The organism is Labedaea rhizosphaerae, assembly GCF_004362825.1.
In the GTDB taxonomy this organism is placed as follows: domain Bacteria; phylum Actinomycetota; class Actinomycetes; order Mycobacteriales; family Pseudonocardiaceae; genus Labedaea; species Labedaea rhizosphaerae.
Window position 1 is genome coordinate 1115243 of sequence record NZ_SNXZ01000003.1, and the last position, 22567, is coordinate 1137809.

Consider the following 22567-nt stretch of genomic DNA (forward strand, 5'->3'; position numbering starts at 1 on the left):
GGTCTACGACGAGGGCCGGTGGCCGACGATGCGCAGGGCGAACGTGCCGTACAACGCGGCCACCTCGGTGGCGGTGTACTGACCGCCCGGGTGGAACCACGCCTTGGCGTTGTTGCCCATCTCGAGGATCGCGAACGAAGCCACGCGGGGCTCGGGTACGTCGAACAGGCCCTGCGCGCAGCCGCGCTCGATGATGGCGACGATCTGGGTGCTGTAGGCGTCGCGCTTGTCGATGATCGCCTGCCGGAAGGGCTCTTCCAGGTTGCGGATCTCGGTGTTGCAGACCGTGACCTCGGCCGGGTTCTGCAGGAAGTCCAGCACCGTGACCTCGGTGGCCTTGCGCAGCTGCTCCGCCAAGTCGGTGACGCCGTCGAGAGCGGTCGCCAGCGCGGCCAGGGCGCGGTCCATCGCCACGTCCATGATCCGGTACAGCAAGTCCTGTTTGGACGGGACGTGGTTGTACAGATTGGGCGCCGAGACGGCCAGGACCTGCGCGATGTCCTTCATGGACGTGCCGCGGTAGCCACGGCTCGCGAACAGGTCGCGAGCGGCTTCGTGCACGGCTTGCGGTGAGACCGCCGTTGACTTGGTCACGCCCCCAGGTTAGCGTGTTCCCACTGCCTGAATGAACGTTAATTAACCATCGATCGGCGACGCCAGGCCGGTCGGTGTCGCGAACGGCCGACCCCAGCCACGCGGCCGTCCTCGCGCCCAGGCGCTGTCCTGTGGATCTCGGTCGACGGGCTTCGTGATCGAGGTGGTTCCTGGCAAGGCGGCGGGAAGCCCTCGTACCGGAGGTACTCGGGCTTTCCGCCAACGCCGCCAGGGGCCGCCTCGGCGCGAAGACCGCGACCACGGATCCGCAGGACCGCGCCTAGATGCCAGAGAAGTCATCAGGGGGCGGACGGCGTTCGCGCTGTCCTCAAGCGACGAGGAAACCGACACCATGGCGAGTGAACTCACGCCCGAACGGCTCGAGGAACCGTCGGCCACAGCACCCCGGAGGCCACCGTCGATGCGACGGGTCGCGCTGTCGGTGCTGATCGGCACGACCATCGAGTGGTACGACTTCCAGCTCTACGGCATCGCCGCCGCGCTGGTCATCGCGCCGCTGTACTTCCCGTCCGCCGACCCGGTGGCGGGCACCCTGCTCGCGTTCTCCACCTTCGCGATCGGCTTCGGCGCCCGGCCGATCGGCGGCATCGTGCTCGGGCACTTCGGCGACCGGATCGGCCGCAAGCGGATGCTGGTGCTGTCGCTGACCCTGATGGGCCTCGCGACCTTCCTGATGGGCGCGCTGCCGACGTACGCGCAGATCGGCGTCTGGGCTCCCGTCATCATGGTGCTGCTGCGCCTGGTGCAGGGCTTCGGCGTCGGCGGCGAGTGGGGCGGCGCCGTCCTCACCGCCGTCGAGTACGCCTCGCGGCGCAAACGCGGCTTCTACGGCAGCCTCCCGCAGATCGGCGTCCCGGCCGGGCTCGTCCTGTCCACATTGGCCTTCCTGCTCGTCTCCAAACTGCCCGAGCAGCAGTTCCTGTCGTGGGGCTGGCGGATCCCGTTCCTGATCAGCATCGCGCTGGTCGCCGTGGGCCTGGTGGTGCGGATGAAGCTCACCGAGACGCCGGTGTTCGAGAAGGTCCGCGAACGCAAGCAGGAGCAGCGCGCGCCGCTGGTCACCGCCCTGCGCGACTACCCGGTGCAGTTCCTGCTGGCCATCGGTTCCATGATCAGCACCGGCGCCTACTTCTACGTCGTCAACGCCTACGCCCTGAGCTACGCCACCTCGGCGAAGACGATGGACAAGTCGTCGATGCTCACCGCCGTCATGATCTCCGGCGTGGTCGGCGTCGTGGCGCTGCCCTACTTCGGTGCGATGAGCGAGCGCTTCGGCCGGCGCCGGATGATCCTGATCGGCCTCGCCGCGATGGCCGTGTGGATCTACCCGACGATCCTCGCGGTCCAGAGCGGCAGTTTCGCCGCCGTGCTGGGCGCATACGTGATCGGCGCGATCCTGTTCAGCATCAGCTACGGTCCACAAGCGACATTCATCGTGGAGTTGTTCGACGCCCGGGTCCGGTTCAGCGCGTCGTCGACCGCGTTCCAGCTCGGCGTGCTGCTGGGCGGTGCGCTGGCCCCGATCATCGCGGCCGCGCTGGTGCGCTCGACCGGCACGGTCGTGTCGGTGGCCGTCTACGTCTGCCTCGTTTCGCTGCTGTCGCTGGCGTGCGTGCTGGCCGTCAGCCGCGCGGCGCTCGCCCGCGGCAGCGCCGACCTCAACAGGGCCGACCTGCACGGTGCTGACCTGAACAGGGCCGACCTGAACAGCACCGGCCTCGACAGCGCGGAGGCCCCTGCGTGATCACGTCCTACCTCGGCGACATCGCGGTCGGCGACACCTCGGTGTCCCGGCAGCGCACCATCACCGAGACCGACATCGTGTCGTTCGCGATGTTCACCGGCGACTGGCACCCGATCCACACCGTGGTGCCCTACGCCGAGGCGGATCCCCGGTTCGGCCGGCGCATCGCGCACGGCGCGCTGGTCCTGTCCGTCGCGCTCGGGCTCGTCGAGTTCTGGCCGCCCGCGATGCTCGCGTTCTACGGGTTCGACCGGTTGCGGTTCGTGCACCCGACCCACATCGGGGACACGCTGCGGGTCGAGACGGAGGTGCTCGACATCCGCGAGCGCGACGACCGCACCGGCGTCGTCACCTACCGGTTCGTGGTGTGCAACGACAAGGACGAGCAGCTGTGCGTCGCCGACCTGCTCGCGCTCGTGGCGGCCCGGCCCGGGGAGGGCGGCGGTGGCTGATCGTCCGCTGGTGCTGGTGACCGGGTCGACCTCCGGGATCGGCCTGGCCACCGCACGCAGGCTGGCCGCGGCCGGCACCCGCGTCGTCGTCACCGGGCGCACGGCCGAGCGCGTGGACGGCACCGTCCGCGAGCTCGGCCCGGACACCCGGGGTGTGGTCGCCGACCTGCACACCGCCGAGGGCACCGGGGCGGTGGCCGACACGTTCTCCTCACTTGACGGGCTCGTGCTCTGCCACGGCGGCGACCAGGTGCCGGGCATCTTCCGCGACGCCGACCCGGCCGGTTTCGCCGAGCTCGTCGAGGCGATGTTCCTGACCAACGCGCGGCTCGTGCACGCGTTGCTGCCCCGGCTGACCGGTGGCCGGATCGTCCTGGTCACCTCGGCGGCCGGGCACGCGCCGACCACCGGCGAGGTGATGATCGGCGCGCTCGCCGCGGCCAACCTGATGTTCGTCCGGACGCTGGCCCGGGAAGCCGCGCGCGATCGCATCCGGGTGCACGCCGTGAGCGTGAGCCTGACCGAGGACACCGAGACCCACGACCGCGTGATGCGGGCCAGCGAGTTCAGCCGCAGGCTCTTCGAGAAGGCGGCCGACCGGATGCCGTTCGGCCCCGTCCGCGCCGCCGACGTGGCCGAGGAGATCGTCCACCTGCTGGGGACTTCCGCCACGACCGGGCAGCTCGTCCCGGTCACCGGAGGGTTGACCACATGAGCGAGATGCACGTCCACCCGTACGCCGAGCGCACGATCGGCAAGGTCCTGGCCGAGAAGGCAAGCCGGGTCGGCGACCGGCCGTTCCTGCACTGGGACGGCGAAACCACGACGTACGCGGAGGTCGACCGGCTGACCAACGCCTACGCCCGTGGCTTCGCCGCGCTCGGCATCACCAAGGGCACGACCGTCGCGGTGATGCTGCCGAACTGCCCGGAGTTCCTCTGGGTCTGCTGGGGCCTGGGCAAACTGGGCGCGGTCGCGGTGCCGCTCAACACCGCCGCCAAGGGCGAACAGCTCGCCTACTACCTGCGCCAGTCCGGCTCGCGGTGGGTGTGCGCCGACGCGCCCTACCTGGAGGTCCTGACCGGCGCACTGGCGGGCATCGCCGTGGACGGCCTCGTGGTGCGCGGTGCCGCCGAACCCGCGCACCACGACCTGGCTTCCGTTGCCGCCGCGTCGGACGAACCACTGGACCTGGACCACGAGGTCGGCCCGGCCGACCCGATGCTGATCATGTACACGTCCGGGACCACCGGGCCGTCCAAGGGCGTGATCAGCCCGCACTCGCAGGGCCACGCCGTCGGCGAGCAGATGGCGCGCCACTGCGAGTACCGCCCCGACGACGTCCTCTACACGTGCTTGCCGCTCTTCCACGGCAACGCCATCTGGTACACCGTGCACGCCGCGCTCTGGGCCGACGCGTCGGTGGCGCTGTACCCGCGGTTCTCCGCCCGCGCGTTCTGGTCGCAGATCCGCGAGTCCGGGGCGACCGTGTTCAACGCCCTCGGCGCGATGGCCAACATCATCTGGCAGCTCCCGCCCAGCCCCGACGACCGCACCCACGGCGTGCGCGCGGCGATGATCGTCCCGACCAGCCCGCAACTGGTCGAGGGCTACCGCGAGCGGTTCGGGATCACGGTGACCTCGGTGTTCGCGATGACCGAGAACTGCGCGGTCACCGTGCTCGGCCCGCACGACGCGAGCGCCGACCCCGCCAAGGCCGCGTCCGCCGGACGGGTCCGCGACGACGTGGCCGTGCAGATCACCGACGACAACGGCTTGGCACTGCCGGTCGGTGAAGTCGGCGAGATCTGCATCCGGCCCAACCGGCGCGGGATGATCATGCTGGGCTACCACGACATGCCCGAGGCCACCCTCGCCGCGATCCGCGACCTGTGGTTCCTCACCGGCGATCGCGGCCACCTCGACGCCGACGGCTACCTGTACTTCGCCGACCGCAAGAAGGAGGCGATCCGGCGCCGTGGCGAGAACATCTCGGCCTACGAGCTGGAAACGATCCTGTGCCGCCACCCGGCGGTCACCGAGGTGGCCGCGGTCGCGGTGCCCTCGGAGCTGTCCGAGGACGACGTCATGGTCTACGTCGTGCGGGCCGAGGGCGCGGATCCGGCGTACCAGGAGCTCGTCGAGTACGCGATCGCCGAGATGGCCTACTTCATGGTGCCCCGGTACTGGCAGTTCGTGGACGAGCTGCCCAAGACGCCGAGCCTCAAGGTCGAGAAGTTCAAGTTGAAGAAGGCCGCCGTCGAGCGGAAGGAGCAGCTGTGGGACCGCGAGAAGGCGGGGATCCTGGTGCGGAGGAACGGATGACGCCGGTGACGGTCGTGCTGCGTGACGACGGCGCCGCCGAGATCACCCTGACCAGGGAGCGCGCGCTCAACGCGTTGAGCCCGGACCTGCTGACCGCACTCCGGTCCGCGATCGACGAGGTGGCCGCGGCCGGGTGCCCGGTCGCGCTCGTGCGGGGCCGCGGCCCGGCCCTGTCCGCGGGAGCCGACCTGCCGCACCTGCTCGGGCTGCTGGACGACCGCGACGCCGTGCGCGAGTACATCACCTCGATCGGCGCCGTGCTCGACGCGCTGGAAGCCGCGCCGTTCATCTCACTGTGCATTGTGGACGGTTACGGCCTGGCCGGGGGCTGCGAGCTGATGCTCGCCTGCGACCTCGCGATCGTCAGCACCGAAGCGAAACTGGGCGACCGGCACATGGAGTACGGCCTGCTGCCCGGCGCGGGCGGCTCGGTCCGGCTGCCGCGCGCGTTGCCCGTGGCGCTGGCCCGGCGCCTGCTCTACACCGGCGAGATCATCGACGGGACGACCGCGGCCGCGTGGGGCCTGGTCGGCTGGGTCGCGCCGCCCGCGGAGCTGGACGCCACGGTCGAGCAGATCGTGGCCCGGCTGCTGCGGCACTCCCCCGCCGCGCTGCGCCTGATGAAAACCCTTGAGGCAGAAGGAAGAACCCGCACCCACGGGGACGCGCTGGCCAACGAGGTCGTCGTCGCGTCCGCCCACATCGCCACGCACCCCGACGTCCGCGAAGGCCTGGCCGCCTTCGGGCAGAAGCGGTCGCCGCGATTCGCCGGAGCCGCCCGGTGAACGCACTCCAGCAACGCCGGGACCGAGACGGTCGCGTGGTGTCCGGCCTGTGGTTCGAGGACCTGACCGAGGGCCTGGTCGTGGAGCACGCGATCCGGCGCACCGTCACCGAGGCCGACAACGTCCTGTTCACGACCATGTCGATGAACCCGGCGGCGCCGCACCTGGACGCCGAGTACGCGGCCGCGAGCGAGTTCGGCCGGCCGCTGGTGAACAGCATGTTCACCGCGGCGCTGGTCGTCGGGCTCTCCGTGCCGGAGCTGACCCTCGGCACGATCATCGCCCAGCTCGGCCTGGACGCGGTCGTGTTCCCCGCGCCGGTGTTCACCGGCGACACGATCCGCGTCGAGTCCGAAGTGGTCCAAGCCCGGCCCTCGAAGTCCCGCCCGGCCGCCGGGATCGTGGTCTTCGAGCACCGGGCGCACAACCAACGCGACGAGCTGGTCTGCCGGATGCGGCGGACCGGCCTGATGCACCGCGCACCGGAGGGGCACGCATGACGAGGCAGCTCAACGGTTCCACGACCGGCGAGACGGTCCGCGACGCCCGCGCGCGGGCACTGGCCGGGCTCGACCCGAGCCGCTGGCCCACCAAACTGCCGGTGCGCGACCGGCTCGCCGTGCTGCTCGACCCCGGCAGCTGGGTGGAGGACGGCCTGCTCGCCAACGCGGGCAAGGACGGCCTGCCCGCCGACGGCGTGCTCACCGGGGTCGGCCGGATCGACGGGCGCCCGGTCGCGGTGATCGCCCACGACTACACCGTGAAGGCCGGGTCGTGGGGCGAGCTCAGCTGCGAGAAGCAGATCCGCATCCTCGAGCGTGCCGACCGCGACCTGCTGCCCGTGGTCTACCTCGTGGACTCGGCGGGCGGGCGGCTCAACGACCAGATGGGCTTCTTCCCCGGCCGCCGCGGCGCGTCGCGGATCTTCCACCTGCAGGTGCGGCTGTCCGGCCGGGTTCCGCAGCTCTGCTGCCTGCTCGGTCCTTCGGCCGCGGGCGGGGCGTACATGCCCGCGTTCACCGACTGGGTCGGCATGGTCGAGGGCAACGCGTCGATGTACCTGGCCTCGCCGCGGATCGCCGAGAAGGTGACCGGCGAGCGCACCACGCTGGAGGAGATGGGCGGCGCCACCATGCACGCCACCGTCTCCGGCTGCGGCGACGAGGTGTTCGGCACCGACGGCGAGGCGATCGCCGCGGCCCGCCTGCTGCTGAGCTACCTGCCGGATTCCTTCCGGGACAAGCCGGCCGCGGTCCCGGGGCGAGCGCCGGAACAGCAGACCTGGCCCGAGGGCCTGGTGCCCGCCGACCCGAACGTGTCCTACAACGTGCTCGACGTGATCGACCGGATCGTCGACAGCGGCTCGTTCTTCGAGATCAAGTCCGGCTGGGCGACCGAGATGGTGACCGGCTTCGGCCGCGTCGACGGCGAGGTGGTCGGGTTCGTGGCCAACCAGCCGTCGGTGCGCAGTGGCGCGATCTTCGTGGACTCGGCGGACAAGGCGGCCCGGTTCATCACGTTGTGCGACGCGTTCAACATCCCGCTGGTGTTCCTGCAGGACGTCCCCGGCTTCATGGTCGGCGTCGCGGTGGAGCGCCAAGGCATCATCCGCCACGGCGCGAAACTGGTCACCGCCATGGCTTCCGCCGAGGTCCCCCGGTTCACCGTGGTGCTGCGCAAGGCCTACGCGGCCGGCTACTACGCGATGTGCGCGCCCGGGTTCGAACCACGCGCGACGCTCGCCCTGCCGACCGCGACCATCGGGACCATGGCGCCGGAGGCGTCGGTGAACGCCATGTACGCCAACCGGATCGCCGCGATCGAGGACCCGGACGAGCGGGCCGACTTCATCGCCCGCCGGGTCGCCGAGCAGGAGGCCGAGATGAACCTGCTGCGGATGGGCAGCGACCTCGTCGTCGACGCCGTCGTCGAACCCGCCGACCTGCGTGCCGAGCTGATCCGGCGCCTGGCCGACGCGTCGGGCTGGGAACGCACGCCGGGGCGCCGCCACCACCACGTGAGCCCGGTCTGATGCGCGCCGTCTTCGTGGCCAACCGGGGCGAGATCGCGGTCCGCGTGGTGCGGGCCTGCCACGACCTCGGGCTGCGCGCCGTGACCTGCTACGTCGACGCCGACGCGGGTGCGCCGCACACGCTGCTCGCCGACGAGTCCGTCCGCCTCGCGACCGGCACCTACCTCGACGCGGACGCCCTGATCGAGGCGGCGCGTTCGGCCGGGGCCGACGCCGTCCACCCCGGATACGGGTTCCTGTCCGAGGACGCCGGGTTCGCCGCGCGGGTCATCGACGCCGGGCTGACGTGGGTCGGGCCGTCCCCCGAGGCGATGAAGGCGTTGGGCGACAAGGTGTCCGCCCGCGCGATCGCCCGGCAGACCGGGGCACCGATGGCCCCGGGCACCACCGCACCGGTGACGGGCCCGGACGAGGTCCGCCGCTTCGCCGAGGAGCACGGCCTGCCCGTCGCGGTGAAGGCCGCCATGGGTGGTGGCGGGCGCGGGCTGAAGGTGGCGTGGACGCTCGAGGAGATCTCGGGGCTCTACGAATCCGCTGTGCGCGAAGCGAAGCAGGCGTTCGGCGCGGGCGAGTGCTTCGTCGAACGGTTCCTGCCCCGCGCCCGGCACGTCGAGGTGCAGGTGCTGGCCGACGCGTTCGGCACGGCCGCCGTGGTGAGCACGCGGGACTGCTCGGTGCAGCGCAGGCACCAGAAGCTCGTGGAGGAGGCGCCGGCCCCGTTCCTCGACGAGGCCGTGGTGACCCGCCTGCAGGACGCCGCGCTGGCCATCTGCGCGGCGGCCGGTTACACGAGCGCGGGCACCGTGGAGTTCCTCGTCGACGCCGACGGCACCGTGACGTTCCTCGAGGTGAACACCCGCCTGCAGGTCGAGCACACGGTGTCCGAAGAGGTCAGTGGCGTCGACATCGTGGTGGAACAGTTGCGGATCGCCGCGGGGGAACGGCTCGCGGTCGGTGGCGTGTGGCCCTCGACCGGGCACGCCCTCGAGTTCCGGGTCAACGCCGAGGACCCGGCCCGCGGGTACGTGCCGTCCCCCGGCACCATCACGCGGCTGCGGCTGCCGGGCGGGCCGGGTGTCCGGGTCGAGTGCGGGGTGGCGGAAGGCTCCGAGATCGGTGCGGCGTTCGACTCGCTGATCGCGAAGATCGTGGTGTGGGGCCGCGACCGGACCCAAGCGCTGGCCCGCGCGCACCGCGCGCTGGCCGAGACCGAGGTCGAAGGCGTGCGGACCGTCCTCTCGGTCCACCGCGACCTGCTGACCAGACCCGAATTCGCCGGCGAGAGCCTCCAGGTGCACACGCGGTGGCTGGAGGAGGACTACACGCCACCCGCCGAGCCGGTCTCCCCCACCGCCGGCCACGTCCGGCTGGGCCGCCGCCGGCTCGCGATCGACCTGCCCGGCCTGCCCCTCATCGCCGGCCCCGCCGCCGATCTGACCAAGAAGGCCCTGACCGAGGCGGTCGACCGCGCCGGTCCAGCCGGCATGTCGGGCGATTTCCTGGTGAGCCCCATGCAGGGCACGGTCGTGCAGGTACTCGTCGAGGAAGGTCAACACGTGGAAGCCGGCGAGACGGTCGCGGTCGTGGAGGCGATGAAGATGGAGAACCCGGTGCGGGCCGGGATCGCCGGGACGGTCGAGGACCTCGCGGTGAGCCTGGGTGACTCGGTGGCCCAGGACGCGCCGATCTGCCGGGTGGCCTCGTGATTCGCAGCCTGCTCTTCGTCCCCGGCAACCGGCCGGGGCTGTTCGCGAAGGTCGCCCGGGTGCGGCCGGACGCCGTGGTCGCCGACCTCGAGGATGCCGTGGCCCCCGCCGAAAAGCCCGCGGCGCGCGAGGCGGCGCTCGACGCCCTGGCCGCGGCGCGCCCCGGAGCCGGGCTGGTGCTGGTCCGCGTCAACCCACCCGGCACGTCGTGGTTCGCCGCAGACCTGGCGGCCGTGGCCGAGGCCTGCGCCCGTGGTGTCGCGGACGGCGTGGTCCTGCCGAAGTACGAGTCGGCCGCGCAACTCCAGACGGTGCGCGCGGCGCTGCCGGCGGGCGCGACGGTGGTCGTGGGCGTGGAGAGCGCCTTGGGGGTGGCCGACGCGCGGTCGTTGCTGGCGGCCGGTCCCGACGCCGCGTACTTCGGTGCCGAGGACTACATCGCCGACCTCGGCGGGCGGCGGACACCCGCGGGCACGGAGGCGTTGTACGCGCGCAGCGCGGTCGGGCTGGCGGCCCGGCTGGCCGGAGTCCCGGCCATCGACGAGGCCGTGGTGGACGTGCGGGACGAGGAAGCCTTCCGCCGCAACGCGACGGACGGGCGCAATATCGGCTACCGAGGCAAGATCTGCATCCACCCCAGCCAGGTCGTGCTGGCCCACGAGGTGTTCACGCCGACGGCCGCGGAAGTCGCCGAGGCGGAGGCCGTCGTCGAAGCCGAGGCGCAGGGCGTCGCTGTGATCAACGGCCGCATGGTGGACGCGGCCCACGTGAAGATGGCCCGCGAGGTCCTGCGACGCACTGGCCGGTGAGCAGGCGAGGGCCGTCCGGCGCATGCACCGGACGGCCCTGTGCCCTGCTCAGGTGTAGGGATTGTCGATTTCCTGCCAGGCGGTGCAGATATCCGGAAGGGAACCGTTGTGGTCCTCTTCGCACATTCTGCCGTCGATGTGGGAGAGCCTGCCGTAACTTGTCGGCCACCACACGCCACCAGAGCTCGTGGTGTTACATCCGTTGGAATTGTATGCGGTGCCACCGCCGTACCAATCCCCGGAACTGGTGCGCAACCGCAAATGCATGTACACACCGTATCCGTTTTGCGGACACACGTCGGTCAGCGAAACACCAACCGAGGCCGAGCTGGCGGAGTTCCAGGTGACCGCGAGGACCCCGGTGGCATAACCGGCATTACCGCGTCCCGCCGTGGTGAAATCGGAGTAACGAGTGGTGGCGGCCGACGCGATTGCCGTGCTTCCCAGCAAGGCCAGGGCCGTCACCACCAACACGAAGAGTCTGCGCATGAACACTCCTTCGCGAACGAAACAAGAAGCAGAACTTAACCCCCACCCGCGCATTTGAGAAGTCTCGATTTCCTGACCGGTCGCGGTCGTAGCGGTGGGTGCCGCGCCGACCACCGCCAGCCAACAGGGCGCCGGCCGTCAGGTCACCCCCGTTGTCCATTGTGGAATCACGGCCTGGGATCGGCCGTGAAGAGTTCTCCGGAAGTTGGACCACAGTGACGGTGGAGGGCGTAGAGTTACGTCAAGTGCCCTGGACCCCGGTGTGAGACCAGTCAACCGAGGGAACCCCCATGGCACATCTCGACATCGCCCCTGTTTCCGGGACAGTCGCGGGGATCGCGGAACCTCATCGGAGCACGATCGAGGCCATCCTGACGGCGGTCTGGCAGGGTCTGTTCACCACAGCCGAGGGCGAACAGCTGATCGAGCGCGTCCTCAGGCTGCCCTTGTCCGTCGGTGACGACCGGCCTGGTCCCGGCGGATGATCCTTCCTGAGCGGTCAACCAGCGCGGCAGTGCCGGTCGCCTGGCGCCGGGGGCTCGGCTTCCACCTGCACTTCACCCACCGAGAAGAAGATGCCATGACCGGCGTGCTCCCATCCGTATCGCCTGATCGCCGCCAGGCCGGCGCCGTTCCTCCTGGCCTGCGGCGAGGCCGGGCGCCCCTGACTGTCACCGCACACCCGGGCGTGGCCAGTGCGGTCGTACTCACGGTGTGCGGCGAGGTGGACCTCTACACCAGCCTGGTGTTGCGGGATGGGCTGCTCGCGCACCTGCCGGACACCTCCGCGCGGGTGGTCGTCGACCTCACCGGCGTGGGCTTCTTCGCGGCGGCCGGGATCGCCATCCTGGCCACCGCCAGGCAGGCGGCGGTCGCGGCGGGAATCGGGTTCTGCGTGGTCGCCAACAGCCGCGCGGTCCTGCTGCCACTGAGGATCACCGGCCTGGACCGCGTGCTCGACCTCCACCCCGACCTCGCGCACGGCCTGCGGTGCCAAAGCGGGTAACCCACCAAGTGCTCCTGCCGCGCCACGCGGTACTTGCACCGTCGGGCGCTGCCGATTCGCCCCGGTCAGGTGGAGATCTCCCCGACCCGGGTGCCGACCAGGGGGTGGTGGGGCAGGTAGTCCGACTCGACCTCGATCGCCATGCCCGCGTCGTGCGCGAGGCACGCGACGGCCAGCGGGGCGAGCGCGACGAGCCCGACCTCGTTGCGGGGGTCGGTCGCCCAGTACCGCTTGTGCAGGTCGAGCGCGGCGGGCAGGGAGGCGTCGAACTTCGCCTGGTCGCGCTGGGTGTAGTGGTAGAAGAGCTCCATCGGCGGGAAGAAGTGCACGTTCACGAACTCCTGCACGGACGCCGGCGAGAGCTGCTCGGTGTCTCGCATCGCCTGGAGCACGGCGTCGATCAGACCGTCCTCGCCGCGCGCGAACAGCTGCAGCGCCCGGATCCACGCGAATTCGAAGTCGTCCCGCTCCGGCGCACACGCGCGCAGCAGCTCGATCGGGACGCTGGCCAGCAGCTCGACCCGAGCCCGGTCGCGGGCCACGATCGCCAGGTACATGGTCCGCAACCAGGTGAGCGAGGTGCTGTCGGAAGTCGGACCGGTGGCGGCGCGGCGGATGGTGTCCTCCCCGTACCGAAACTCGACCGATTCGCCCCGCGGCCGAGTCGCCATGAGGAACAGCGCCCCACCCGCTTGCAAGGCACGTACCATGGCCAGCCACGTCGCGTTCTCAGCCGCCCGCCCGTCGGCGACGCACCGCTGACAGAACTCGTGGTAGGACCGATCCATCGCGAGGCCAGGTCCAAGGGTGTCGGTCTCGATGTCCTCGCGCGCCTCGTGCAACCGCGCAGTCAGCCGCGCCACAGCCCGTTCAGCGTGCTCATGATCCAGTTCATGACGTTCCACAACCCCCATGACCAGCCACCTTAGTAGGCGCACTCCCGAACCTCCGGGAAGAAGGGTCCGAGCCCAGGCCGGCCCCGAGAGCTCGCCCTCCGCCTGGGAGTCCGAGGGCTGGGGCCTAGGGCCGGCCCGCCGACTGGAGACAGGGAGCTCACCCGCCAGCTAGGGGGTCCGGGGGCGCAGCACGCGGCCGGGGGCCTGGGGGCTTGGCCCCAGAAAGGCGACACGGTTCGCACTCTCTGCGAACACACGTCACCCTTCACCTTCGGTGTCCCCGGCAGGATTCAAACCTGCGCACCCTCGGTTATGGAGGGCACCAGCGACCAACGACGCGCCGTCCCCTCGTAGATGCCGTCTGCTCATCCATCGATAACCCACTCGAGCACGGCCAACTGCTTGGTGCTCAGCACGGCGTTCCGCACCATTCGCTTCCTCCTCTCGGTCAAACCTTCTGGAGGGCCTCCTTAGTCTCATCATTGTGGCTCCGCAGCTTCAGGGCTGTGTCTACCTCGCTTGCACTTCTGGCACCACCAGCCCGGATTCGCGGGCCAGAGGGCTACAACAACGAATACGGTCCGTTCCACGGGCTGCCAGGTCCTCGCGCGTTCGTGTCTGAGATCGGTCATCCCTTCGATGCGCCGCGCCGGCATCGGCCGACCTGGCGGCACTCGTCGCGCCGGCGGCGATCAACGCAGCGCGTTCGGACGGACCGTACGACTCGCTGGTACGCGCGGCCGCATCCACACCCTGATCCACGTCCGAGCGCGGACACACCTAGCACAGCAGCCGAGCGCAGCGACCGCTGCCTGTCTGCCCGCGCGGCCGCAGTGTTCATGTCGCTGGGATGGGACATTGCCTGGCTTTAACACTGCAACTGCGCCATCCAGCTCAGACTTTAGGGAAGAATTAGGGTTAAATTCGTCCTCCTGGGTGGAAAGTGACGACAACCCTTGCACTGTCGCAGGCCGAGCGGCAACCTGTAGGAACTGTGCGCGAAGCGCAAGGGGCCGAGAGGGGCGCTATGTCCGAGGCAGTATCTCTTGCATCCATGACGGCGCCCATGTTAAGCGCCGCGTTCAAGTTTCTTTTCGACCGGGCAAGTTCGACGCTGGACCGGCGTCGTGCGGAGAAACACGATTCCGGAGAGGCAGGCGAGGCTGTCACGGAAGAGGCGAGCGCCGCTGGCCAGTTGGAAAGCGCGATGAATACTCTGGCAGTTTACAAGCAACATAATTTCGCATTGAAACCTGATGATTCGGTTCTGATTCGGAACCTGACAACTGTCCAAGCCGAGTTGGAACGAATCGAGGGTTCCCCCATCGACATCGCCGCGATCACTCGTGCCGGTGTCGTGGTGGAGGTGGACAGCGGTGATGTCGAGGGAAGGGTCACCGGTTTGACTGCCGGGGAGATCGCCTCGACGGGGCACGCCGACGTGCGCGTCCGCACAGAGACTGTCAAGGCCAGCGGCGAGGTGACCGGTATGCAGATTGAGCGGAGGCTCGGGTGAATCCGTTCGGCGACGACGGTCGTCATCCGCAGCCAGTGCCGTGGTCGAAGGACTATACGGGGAACGTGTACGAGCCGGTTCGGCACGAGGACAGTGCCACGGAGGCCACTGACCCCGCTCCTGGCGTCGACGAAGCGATCTACAGCGAAGTCCCGGCAATGCTGTCCGATGTGAATGAGATTTCGCCGACCGCTGCCGCGGCGGTAGCGGACAGCATTGTCCAAGCAGGCAGCGCGACCGCGAGCGCGAGGACTAATCATGGTGAAGTCAATGCGGTCAAGGTAGTCAACTACTTGCAAGAATCCCTCGAACAGCTGAAGGCGAACGAGGAGTTTCTTGACCGAGTGCTCGAGTTGTTCGCTCCACCGGAAGACTTCGCGAGCCATTATCACCACTGGCTGGAGTCGCACCTGTTGGTCATCGCCTTGAACCAAGATCAGGGCCGGTTCATCACCGCGCACGCGCTGCTGGCCAAGATCCGCAAAGACCAGAAGATCTCGGTCGGGGCCCTGAGTTTCGGGGGCGGATCGACGTTCCCGGTTGGGCGGCTGCCACATGCGCGCAACTGGGCTTACGTTGTCGAAGTTCCTGCTGAAGAGGACGAATTCAAGCTGCGGTCGAGCTTCGGCAGCAGCCTGAACACATTGCAGGATAGGTTGCGTCAGCAGTCGTGCTGGATGGTGTTGGTGATGGCTGCCGACCAATGGGATCGCGCGCGGGCCCAGGCTCCAGGGATCACCGAACTCAGGGAAAGCCACGTAACACCGGAAGCGATTGTGCGACGGGCACTGCTCGCCCGAGACAAGCAGATCCCGGTAGATCGGTGGCTGGAGGATCCGCGTGTGCAGAAACTCATCGCAGAGCAACCCCCTGCGCAGGCACAGGAAGTCGTAGATCTCATCTTCGCCGCTCAACAATTGACCAACCCCGAGTCGGAAGGACACCGTTCGGCGGGGACGCGGACGAGTGGTGCAAGCCAATTGCTCGACAGTTCTGACTCAACTTTCGAAAGACAAGTCGAGATGGTCATCGCCGCCCGAACCAATTGGCGGAAGCAGCTCTTGCACTGGCATCGAAAAGAAGGTCGTACCGGGTTTCAACGTAATTTCCTGATTTCTGCCGCGGTTCAAAATGGAGTGCCGGTCGCACATGTCTATCTCGGCGCCACCGAGTTGGCTCGAGCGCTGCAGGAAAAGAAGTTGCACGCGCCGGCGGGACAAAACGCACCAGGCGTGATCGACCTCGTGGATGCGGTACACGCCGATCTTACCGAACAAAACACGGTGGTCTTTGACCGCCTCGGGTGGGACGATGCTGCTCTGCAGTACTTCTGGATCGACCGACCGTTGTCGCGCGGGTTGTTCATCGGCTGGCTGGCCAAACGAGCAGTGCAGACCCAGCAACGAGAGTCGTTCGAGCCCCTCACGGAAGTGCAGCGACGTGCGCTGGCGTCGCGCATCGCGCAACTGGCTGTCGATTGGGCGGTGCGGCTAGGCCGGCTGCATCCACTGAAGCGAATCGCGGAAGAATGGTACGACCAAGGAACGGTGTGGTCGGAGTTCGTTGACGTTCTAGATCACGCCGCGGTGCAGCCGAGCACAGCGCGCAACATCCATCCGATGCTCTTGAATTGGGCGAACGTGCCGCCAGCCGTCAAGCAGCCGGGCAAGCTGGCGGTGGCCGAGATATGCGCCGGGCAGTTCGGTCGGAAGTACACCGGCAAAGCCCTCATCCGCCTCAAGCACGCAGCCAACTCGGACGACCCCAGGGTCATCGAAGCCGTGCAAGCAGGAGTGCAGACGCTGTGGGAAGACAGGTCGGTTCGTGATGCCCTGTTCGCAGCGGTAACCGGGTGGTGCAAGGACGAGAAGACGGCCGCCGCAGGACGGCAGTCCTTTTTCACGCTCGCTCGCCATGACACCCGGACCGACGATCGACGGCCAAGGTTGTTGATCGAACCCGATACCGATGACGATCGCTCAGGACCTGATGACGAAGATCTGTCCTACGGATGGCGAGGCCTGCTGGCGCCGGACAACAGCGATGAGCGTCTTGAGGAAGTCTTGTTCTTCTGGCTGGATGCGGCACTGGCCTTCCCGGAGTACGAAGGCCGAATCGTCAAGGTTCTGTGCGGCGCCGTAAGGGGACCGGAGGTCGCGGGGCGAGAATCTCCGAGAAACCGGCTGACCGGACTGGCACGGCTGTGGAGCAAACAGGCCATGGACGACGCACAACGCCGCGAGCATGTCTACAACACCCTGACAGGCCGAGTGGACGACGAATTCATCGCTCGGCGCCCCTCGACATCGGCGAGCTTTGAGTGATGCGCCGACGGACTCGAGGTGGTGAGCCTCCTCTCACCTGTGAGTACCAAGAGTACCTGCCGAGCCGAGACGAAGGGTTGCACTTCGCTGTCCACGTCCGGCTGTTCGGAATCGCGTCAACAGGGGCAAGCTCACGCGGCAAACTTGATGACGCTGGAGCCGATCACCTTCGAGCTGAGTTCGAGAGGGTGACCTGCCAGCATTCGGTGGTCCGGTGGCGGGTCGTACGACAACTGCTGGCCGCACGGTTGTCGGAGCTGGTGCCGTTCTCCTTGCCAGGTGCCGAGCTACGCGAAGCGACGGTCGTGGTGCACGTTGCATCCGAGCACTTGGACGCCGGTTTGCAGATCGAACACGCTCGGCACGAACTGGAACTCGACGAACTGGCGCATCGACAGGTCCGAGCGCGGATGAGGTTCCTCCGCGAAGAGTGCCTGCGTGATCCTGCGTCGGCCGAGCTGTTCACTTTGCTGCCGCCGTCGCCGCGACTCGCTGATTCGAGTCCGGCTGGTGATCCAGACCGACTGGTCAACCTGGTGCGGAACTGGCAGCCGACCCGCGGGTGGGTGCGTGCGGCTGAGGTGCTCATCGAGTTCGGCAACAAGCTCACTTCAGAGCAGCTGCTCATGCTGGGCACCGTCGGCCGCCAGGTCATGGAGAGCTTCAGCGAGGCTGAACGAGGACAACAGTTCGCCGAGGCCCTGAAGTCCGAGGCCGGTCGAATGAACGGAGCCGGAGGCGAACCACTACCGCAGACTTGACGTCTTGATGAAGGCCAGTACGTCGCCGACCAGGTCGGCGACCACGGAGATCGCCACTGCCATCTCGTCACCCGAGCGAGTCCTCGCCAATCTGAGCCACCAGACTTGCATCCGAGCGCCGTCCAGTGCCAGGCCGAATAGGATGTCCTTGCTGCTCCAGCATGGTCGGCGATCTACACGAGCCATGCCGTTCAAAAGGCGCCGTGCGACTACTGGTCGACACGCGGGAGCGTACGCAATGCGCCCGGCTCCACAGGGCGTGCACGTCAGATCGACTGACGCGTCGGCGTGCACGGCATCGACCTCGTGCAGACCCTTCGCACACCCCGCCCTGATTGTCTCACGTCGACGTCGGCCGACAGCGCATCCATATTTGATGCACTTTTGGTCCACAGCCGATGTGAAGGATGGCCGGGCTCGTGTCCCACATGAGCATGCGTTGTCGTGACGCGGGCTGGGCGCCAGGACGGGTGGAGTCGAACGAGGTGCTGATGGACGTCGATGCTGGTCGAGCTGCCGACGCCGAGACGCTCATCTTTGTCAACTATCGAGGCAGGGATGCGGGGACGGCCGCCGCGTTCGTCCACACTGAGTTGTCGCGGCGTTTCGGTGCGCGTCTGGTGTTCTTAGACTACGAGTCCATTCCGCTCGGGCGCGACTTCAAGCCGGTGCTGTTCGCCAGGGTGCGAGGCAGCGCGGTTCTACTGGCGATCGTCGGCAGCCGGTGGCTGGAGGGTGTCGTCGGGCAGCGGCCGATCGATGATCCGGACGACTGGGTCCGAATGGAGATCTTGGAAGCCCTAGAGCACGGGGTTCCGGTGGTTCCAGTGCTATTCGACGGCGCGACATTGTCATTGGACCGGCTGCCGCCTGAGCTGGCCGTGCTGGTCGACCTCCAGTACTTCGAGATCCGGACTAGGCGGCAGCGGCACGACATCGCCGGGCTTGCCGACCACCTTGCGCGGGAGATCCCCGGCTTGCGTGATCTTCCGGTTCATGAGCTGACTCCGTGGGAGGCTGTCGTAGCCGCCCTCCAAGATGGCATGGACCCAGCTGCTGGATCCGGTGTCTCGATCTCCATTGAGGTGAACGAGACCGGCGATTTCGACCAGGTCAGTCTTCGTCGCCCTGTCGCGACGGTGGTCGACCGGCAAATTGGCAACGATCCGCAGCTTTTCCATGACATGGTGCGGGCCGCAGGGCTCCGCGACAACGGTGACGCCGACCGGGCGGTACGGGAATGGATGTTCGGGCGGTTATCCCATGGCCACATCGCAGCGGATCGTGATGCCCTTGAGAGAGCGGTAACTGAGCTGGGTCTGCGGGACAGTCGGCCTAGGACCGTGCTGTCCATTGCGACGCTCAAACCCGACCTTATGGCAGAGCGGGCTGACTATGCGCTGGATTGGGTGGATCGATTCGATGGTGACTCGGCGTATCTCAAGCGGCGCCCGCTCGCACCGTCATCATGGGCCCAGCTCCAAGCAGACATCGAAGCGATCCCCAGCAAGCTACCTAGGGACCGCTCCGAAGTCTTGGTAACGGGAAGCCTTCGGCAGGCGACAGCGTTCGCGGTGGGTGGTGCCCTCCGCATGGTTACCGGTCTGGACGTCGCGCTCAACCAGCGTGGCGAGCTGTGGTCGTCGAACGCGCAATTCGATGCCTTGATAGCGCCAAGCCTCGCAGAGCACCGTGTCGAAGCTGGCGACGAATTGGCCGTGGCCATCTCGGTCGCCGCCGATCCTGTCGAGGACGTACTCGCCTTTGTCGAAGACGCCGGACTACCCGTGGAACGGTTGATATCCCTGTCCCCTGTCGCCGGCATCCGTGACAACGCTATCCCCGACGCCAAGGCGGCTGCGGCGTTCGCACAAGGGTGCCGTGACGCCGCACGGAAGGCCTGTCGTCGAAACACCCGGATACACCTGTTTCTAGCCGGACCGATGGGGCTGGCACTGCTTCTCGGGCACCGCTGGAATCGACTACGCCCGACCGTGGTGTACGAGGACGTGCAAGGCCCCGCCATCTACGAGAAGGCTTTTACTGTCGACGCTTGAGGAGGTGCGTGATCACCGCGTTCGCGGAGTTGCAGCGACTCGGGCACTTCGGCCCAGAAGCCTTGCGGCTTGTGCAGGGGCTGATGTCCGAGGAGATGCGCCGGTTCCCCGCGATCGAGCCAGCTGCTGGATGGCAGCGGGCCGACGTCGAGGACCTCGTCCAGGACTTTCTGGAGCAGCGATTCGCTGCGTTGACGACGATGTTGCTCACGACCGCGAGGAATGACGAGTCAATGGGCCGTCTTCTGCGTCGGTCGATCCGCAACTGGTTGATCGATCGTGCCCGGAAGACGGGAACGGGCCGCGTCAGGCAGCTGTTGGAGCGAGTGCTCGGCGAGAGCACCGAGTTCGAACAGGTGCCGCCTGGCCAGCCGGGTGCGGGACAGTGGCGGCTCGCGCGAACGTCGTCCGAGCCATGGTCAGGAGATCATCGAGAGCTAATCCGAGCTGCTGACGCGGTACGGGACATACGAATCGGACCCTGGTCAAGCACGACGCGACGTGCGCCGGTTGCTGCGCGAGATTCCCTGATCGCGGTAGCACGAGCCGTGCTATCCGCGGCTGGCGGTTCGGTGGAAATCGCTCAGCTCACGCATGTCTTCCTGATGCGGTTCCCGGTGGCTCTGGACTGGGCAGTCGTACCATTGGACGCCGGAGAAACTGAGCGTCACGCTGACGTACGAACACCGGAAGAGCAGTCAATCGCGGAATGCGACGAGATCGACTCAGCGGGTGGTGCCGCCGAGATAGCCGGCATGCTGACACCTCAGGAGAGAGCGCTCGTGCCACACCTGGACGACGTGGAGGCTGCACAGAGAGTGCTCAGTTGTCGGCGAAGCAGCGCATACCACCAGATGAAGCGCCTTCGAGAGAAGCTGACCCAGCTGGCTGGTGTCGGCGACGACAGGCACGCGGTGATCCTGGAGGTGATCCGCCTGTGTCCCCCTCCGAGCGATTGAAGGCGGACGATTCGCGCGATGTGTCGTCAGGTGTGAATGGCTACCAGCCGGACCCGATCGGAGGGCACCATGAGTGACTCGGATGTGCCGAAGTGGTTCCTCGATCTCGCTGGCCGAAACACAGGAATGAGATCCTTCACTGAGTCAGGACTACGCGACCGTTTCGGAGAACCGAGCGAGATCAACCTTGAACGCGGCCAACTATGGAGAGCGGGTTGGGCCGACGTAGCGGTGTTACTCGTCCTGTTGGAGCTGGGCGATGGGGAGGTGCGTGCATCGCCAGTGACGATCGACCCACCCGCCGAGGACGAGAACGGCTTCGTGCTCGCACCAACGTGCACTGGGCTCCCGACATCGGCGACTGTGTGGACTGGCTTCACACGATTCTTTCCCCAACGGGTCCTCGACACCCTTGTTGCGGCTTGGTCGGCGGACCTGACGACGTGTTTGGCGAACCCGGCCTCTCTGGATCCCGGATCGAGGCTTCCAGTTGGTATGCGGCGCGGTCGGCCGATCGATTCGGAATTCGACCACCGCAGCATGATCCGGGCTGGCCTCGAAGATGACGTCGATCAACTTGGTCAGATGCCCGGTCTTCCTGTGGAATCACCCGGCTCATCGTCGACGACTCTCGCTGCGGTGCTCGGTGATGTCGACCTGGCTGCTCTGTGTGCGGCCTTGAAGCTTCCCCAACCTGCTGTTATGAAACTCCTCCGCGGTACTGCCCCGCTAACCCCCGCCCAAGCCGCCGTCATCGCCCAGACCACAGGGATTTCGCAAGAGCGTGTTCTGGGAGCTGTCCGCAGCATGCCGCGAGGTCTGGTGCAGGCAGCTGACCATCCGAGATGGCGGCAGGTATGGATCACCCGAGCCCGACGCCTCGGCACCGATGAAACCCAGGCACGGCTCGACGGGTGCCAGCAGGCTTTTGCGCTCGCCGCACGCCAGACCGGCGGCAGCGAGCCGGACTGGGATGCGCGACTCCAACGCGCCCTGTTCGGCGAGGGCGGTGAACTGCGATGACCGCCAGAGGACGTCACCACCAGGCCAAACGCGAGCAAGCAGCCGCGATGATCCAGGTACTTGAACGCGGGGACTTCGCAACGATTGAAGGGTTGCGCGACGACCCGCTGAGTGTGCTCCGCACGTGGCCTGGAATTCAGCTCATCCTGGCTCCCGAATCCTCGGCCGGTTCCGGATGCTCCATCGCTGGTCGGTATGACGACGAGACCGACCCGCCCACCCTGGTCGTCGGGACCTCGAGGTCGTACCGCAGACGTGGGTTCACCGCTCTGCACGAATTTGGTCACCACCTGCAACGCACGAATGTCGAACTCGGACAAACACTCTTCGCCGGCCTGGATTCCGAAGGCCTGGAGGAGACAGCCTGCGACGAGTTCGCTTCCCGCGTGCTCCTGCCGGATGACCTCGTAGCCGAGTCGATCGGTACGGCAGGACCCGCTGCCAGCGACGTCGTAGATCTGTTTGTCAGGTCCCAAGCTTCACGAGAGGCGTGTTGTGTCCGAGCGGCGAACATGCTGAACGGTGCCGGTGCGGTGCTGCTGCTCGACGATACCGGCACGGTCCTGTTCGCGGCACCGCGTGGTCTGGTTCCACCAGCCCGTGGCTCCGACCAGTCGAAGACGCCCCTTATCGAAGCCGCACTACGCCAACGGACCAGTGCTCAACGGGACAAAACGTTTGTTACCTATCGGAATGGTGACACCAGCGAATACTTGTACGGTCAAGCCGCATGGTGCGACGACCACGAGTACCTGATCGCTGTAGTGGCCTCCGACAACGTCCCGTGGATGCCTTTGGCACTCCCAAGGCCCGGCACGCGACGAAGCCGTTACGGCACATGGTGGACCTGCGAAACCCCGGGCTGCGGCGAAACGTTCAAGATCATGAAGCCTCCGTGTCAGCGCTGCGATCAGCCGAGCTGCGGACACGGACACTGCGGGTGCACCGCCGTACGGACACAGCGGGACCGGGAATGTACTGCGTGCCGCCTGACACTGCCGCCACGATGCTTCGAAGGCACCAGCCCGATCTGCCGAGATTGCGTCTGATCCGGCAATCGCACCTCTG

Annotated in this window: 21 protein-coding genes; 18 read left to right on the forward strand and 3 right to left on the reverse strand. The window is 67.5% G+C overall.

Translation table 11 applies throughout. The features are described 5' to 3' along the window. Window positions 1–3: 3 nt before the first annotated feature. Window positions 4–594, reverse strand: coding sequence for a TetR/AcrR family transcriptional regulator (locus tag EV186_RS22350; protein WP_133851228.1), 591 nt, complete (start codon window positions 592–594; stop codon window positions 4–6). A gap of 421 nt (window positions 595–1015) precedes the next feature. Between EV186_RS22350 and EV186_RS22355 the strand changes: the two genes are divergently transcribed. Genes EV186_RS22355 through EV186_RS22395 form a run of 9 tightly spaced genes read left to right on the forward strand, consistent with a single transcriptional unit; the run spans window position 1016 to window position 10468 of the window. After that, a complete protein-coding gene (locus EV186_RS22355) occupies window positions 1016–2359 on the forward strand; it encodes an MFS transporter (RefSeq protein ID WP_243754189.1) in 1344 nt (447 codons plus the stop codon). Then, entirely contained in the window at window positions 2356–2811 is a 456-nt protein-coding gene (locus EV186_RS22360) for a MaoC/PaaZ C-terminal domain-containing protein (protein ID WP_133851230.1), read from the forward strand. The genes EV186_RS22355 and EV186_RS22360 overlap by 4 nt, the downstream gene beginning before the upstream one ends. After that, entirely contained in the window at window positions 2804–3526 is a 723-nt protein-coding gene (locus EV186_RS22365; RefSeq protein ID WP_133851231.1) for an SDR family NAD(P)-dependent oxidoreductase, read from the forward strand. Before EV186_RS22360 ends, EV186_RS22365 begins: the two co-directional genes overlap by 8 nt. Then, window positions 3523–5136 (forward strand): AMP-binding protein, encoded by a 1614-nt coding sequence (locus EV186_RS22370; protein WP_243754190.1) that lies wholly within the window; start codon window positions 3523–3525, stop codon window positions 5134–5136. Before EV186_RS22365 ends, EV186_RS22370 begins: the two co-directional genes overlap by 4 nt. Beyond that, window positions 5133–5921: an enoyl-CoA hydratase/isomerase family protein gene (locus tag EV186_RS22375; protein WP_133851232.1), complete on the forward strand. Its 789-nt coding sequence runs from the start codon at window positions 5133–5135 to the stop codon at window positions 5919–5921. Before EV186_RS22370 ends, EV186_RS22375 begins: the two co-directional genes overlap by 4 nt. Then, window positions 5918–6421, forward strand: coding sequence for a MaoC family dehydratase (locus EV186_RS22380; protein WP_243754191.1), 504 nt, complete (start codon window positions 5918–5920; stop codon window positions 6419–6421). Before EV186_RS22375 ends, EV186_RS22380 begins: the two co-directional genes overlap by 4 nt. Continuing rightward, a complete protein-coding gene (locus EV186_RS22385) occupies window positions 6418–7953 on the forward strand; it encodes an acyl-CoA carboxylase subunit beta (RefSeq protein WP_133851233.1) in 1536 nt (511 codons plus the stop codon). Before EV186_RS22380 ends, EV186_RS22385 begins: the two co-directional genes overlap by 4 nt. Continuing rightward, complete coding sequence (locus EV186_RS22390) at window positions 7953–9659, forward strand: acetyl/propionyl/methylcrotonyl-CoA carboxylase subunit alpha (RefSeq protein WP_133851234.1); 1707 nt, start codon at window positions 7953–7955, stop codon at window positions 9657–9659. The genes EV186_RS22385 and EV186_RS22390 overlap by 1 nt, the downstream gene beginning before the upstream one ends. Beyond that, window positions 9656–10468, forward strand: a complete 813-nt coding sequence (locus tag EV186_RS22395; RefSeq protein WP_243754192.1) for an HpcH/HpaI aldolase/citrate lyase family protein — start codon at window positions 9656–9658, stop codon at window positions 10466–10468. Before EV186_RS22390 ends, EV186_RS22395 begins: the two co-directional genes overlap by 4 nt. A gap of 48 nt (window positions 10469–10516) precedes the next feature. On the opposite strand, the gene EV186_RS22400 is transcribed toward EV186_RS22395, so the two are convergent. Further along, on the reverse strand, window positions 10517–10957 hold the full coding sequence (locus tag EV186_RS22400; RefSeq protein WP_133851236.1) for a hypothetical protein: 441 nt from the start codon (window positions 10955–10957) through the stop codon (window positions 10517–10519). Window positions 10958–11247: 290 nt separating this feature from the next. On the opposite strand from EV186_RS22400, the gene EV186_RS22405 reads away from it, so the two are divergent. Together EV186_RS22405 and EV186_RS22410 are read left to right on the forward strand one after the other, a co-directional pair. Then, entirely contained in the window at window positions 11248–11442 is a 195-nt protein-coding gene (locus tag EV186_RS22405) for a hypothetical protein (RefSeq protein WP_133851237.1), read from the forward strand. A 95-nt stretch (window positions 11443–11537) separates the two neighbouring features. Continuing rightward, on the forward strand, window positions 11538–11963 hold the full coding sequence (locus EV186_RS22410; RefSeq protein WP_166659273.1) for an STAS domain-containing protein: 426 nt from the start codon (window positions 11538–11540) through the stop codon (window positions 11961–11963). Window positions 11964–12028: 65 nt separating this feature from the next. On the opposite strand, the gene EV186_RS22415 is transcribed toward EV186_RS22410, so the two are convergent. Next, complete coding sequence (locus EV186_RS22415) at window positions 12029–12826, reverse strand: immunity 49 family protein (RefSeq protein WP_166659274.1); 798 nt, start codon at window positions 12824–12826, stop codon at window positions 12029–12031. A 1087-nt stretch (window positions 12827–13913) separates the two neighbouring features. Here EV186_RS22415 and EV186_RS22420 point away from each other — a divergent pair. From EV186_RS22420 to EV186_RS22450, 7 genes are all read left to right on the forward strand, one after another. Continuing rightward, on the forward strand, window positions 13914–14375 hold the full coding sequence (locus EV186_RS22420) for a hypothetical protein (RefSeq protein ID WP_133851240.1): 462 nt from the start codon (window positions 13914–13916) through the stop codon (window positions 14373–14375). Beyond that, a complete protein-coding gene (locus EV186_RS22425; RefSeq protein ID WP_133851241.1) occupies window positions 14372–16699 on the forward strand; it encodes a hypothetical protein in 2328 nt (775 codons plus the stop codon). Before EV186_RS22420 ends, EV186_RS22425 begins: the two co-directional genes overlap by 4 nt. 188 nt (window positions 16700–16887) lie before the next feature. Further along, entirely contained in the window at window positions 16888–17460 is a 573-nt protein-coding gene (locus tag EV186_RS22430; RefSeq protein WP_133851242.1) for a hypothetical protein, read from the forward strand. A 470-nt stretch (window positions 17461–17930) separates the two neighbouring features. Then, on the forward strand, window positions 17931–19517 hold the full coding sequence (locus tag EV186_RS22435; protein WP_208115720.1) for an SAVED domain-containing protein: 1587 nt from the start codon (window positions 17931–17933) through the stop codon (window positions 19515–19517). 8 nt (window positions 19518–19525) lie between these two features. Beyond that, on the forward strand, window positions 19526–20476 hold the full coding sequence (locus EV186_RS22440; RefSeq protein ID WP_133851244.1) for a hypothetical protein: 951 nt from the start codon (window positions 19526–19528) through the stop codon (window positions 20474–20476). 69 nt (window positions 20477–20545) lie between these two features. Then, complete coding sequence (locus EV186_RS22445) at window positions 20546–21499, forward strand: hypothetical protein (RefSeq protein WP_133851245.1); 954 nt, start codon at window positions 20546–20548, stop codon at window positions 21497–21499. Further along, the gene (locus EV186_RS22450; RefSeq protein ID WP_133851246.1) at window positions 21496–22548 is read left to right on the forward strand and encodes an ImmA/IrrE family metallo-endopeptidase; all 1053 of its coding nucleotides are present in this window, start codon (window positions 21496–21498) and stop codon (window positions 22546–22548) included. Before EV186_RS22445 ends, EV186_RS22450 begins: the two co-directional genes overlap by 4 nt. The last annotated feature ends 19 nt before the right edge of the window (window positions 22549–22567 follow it).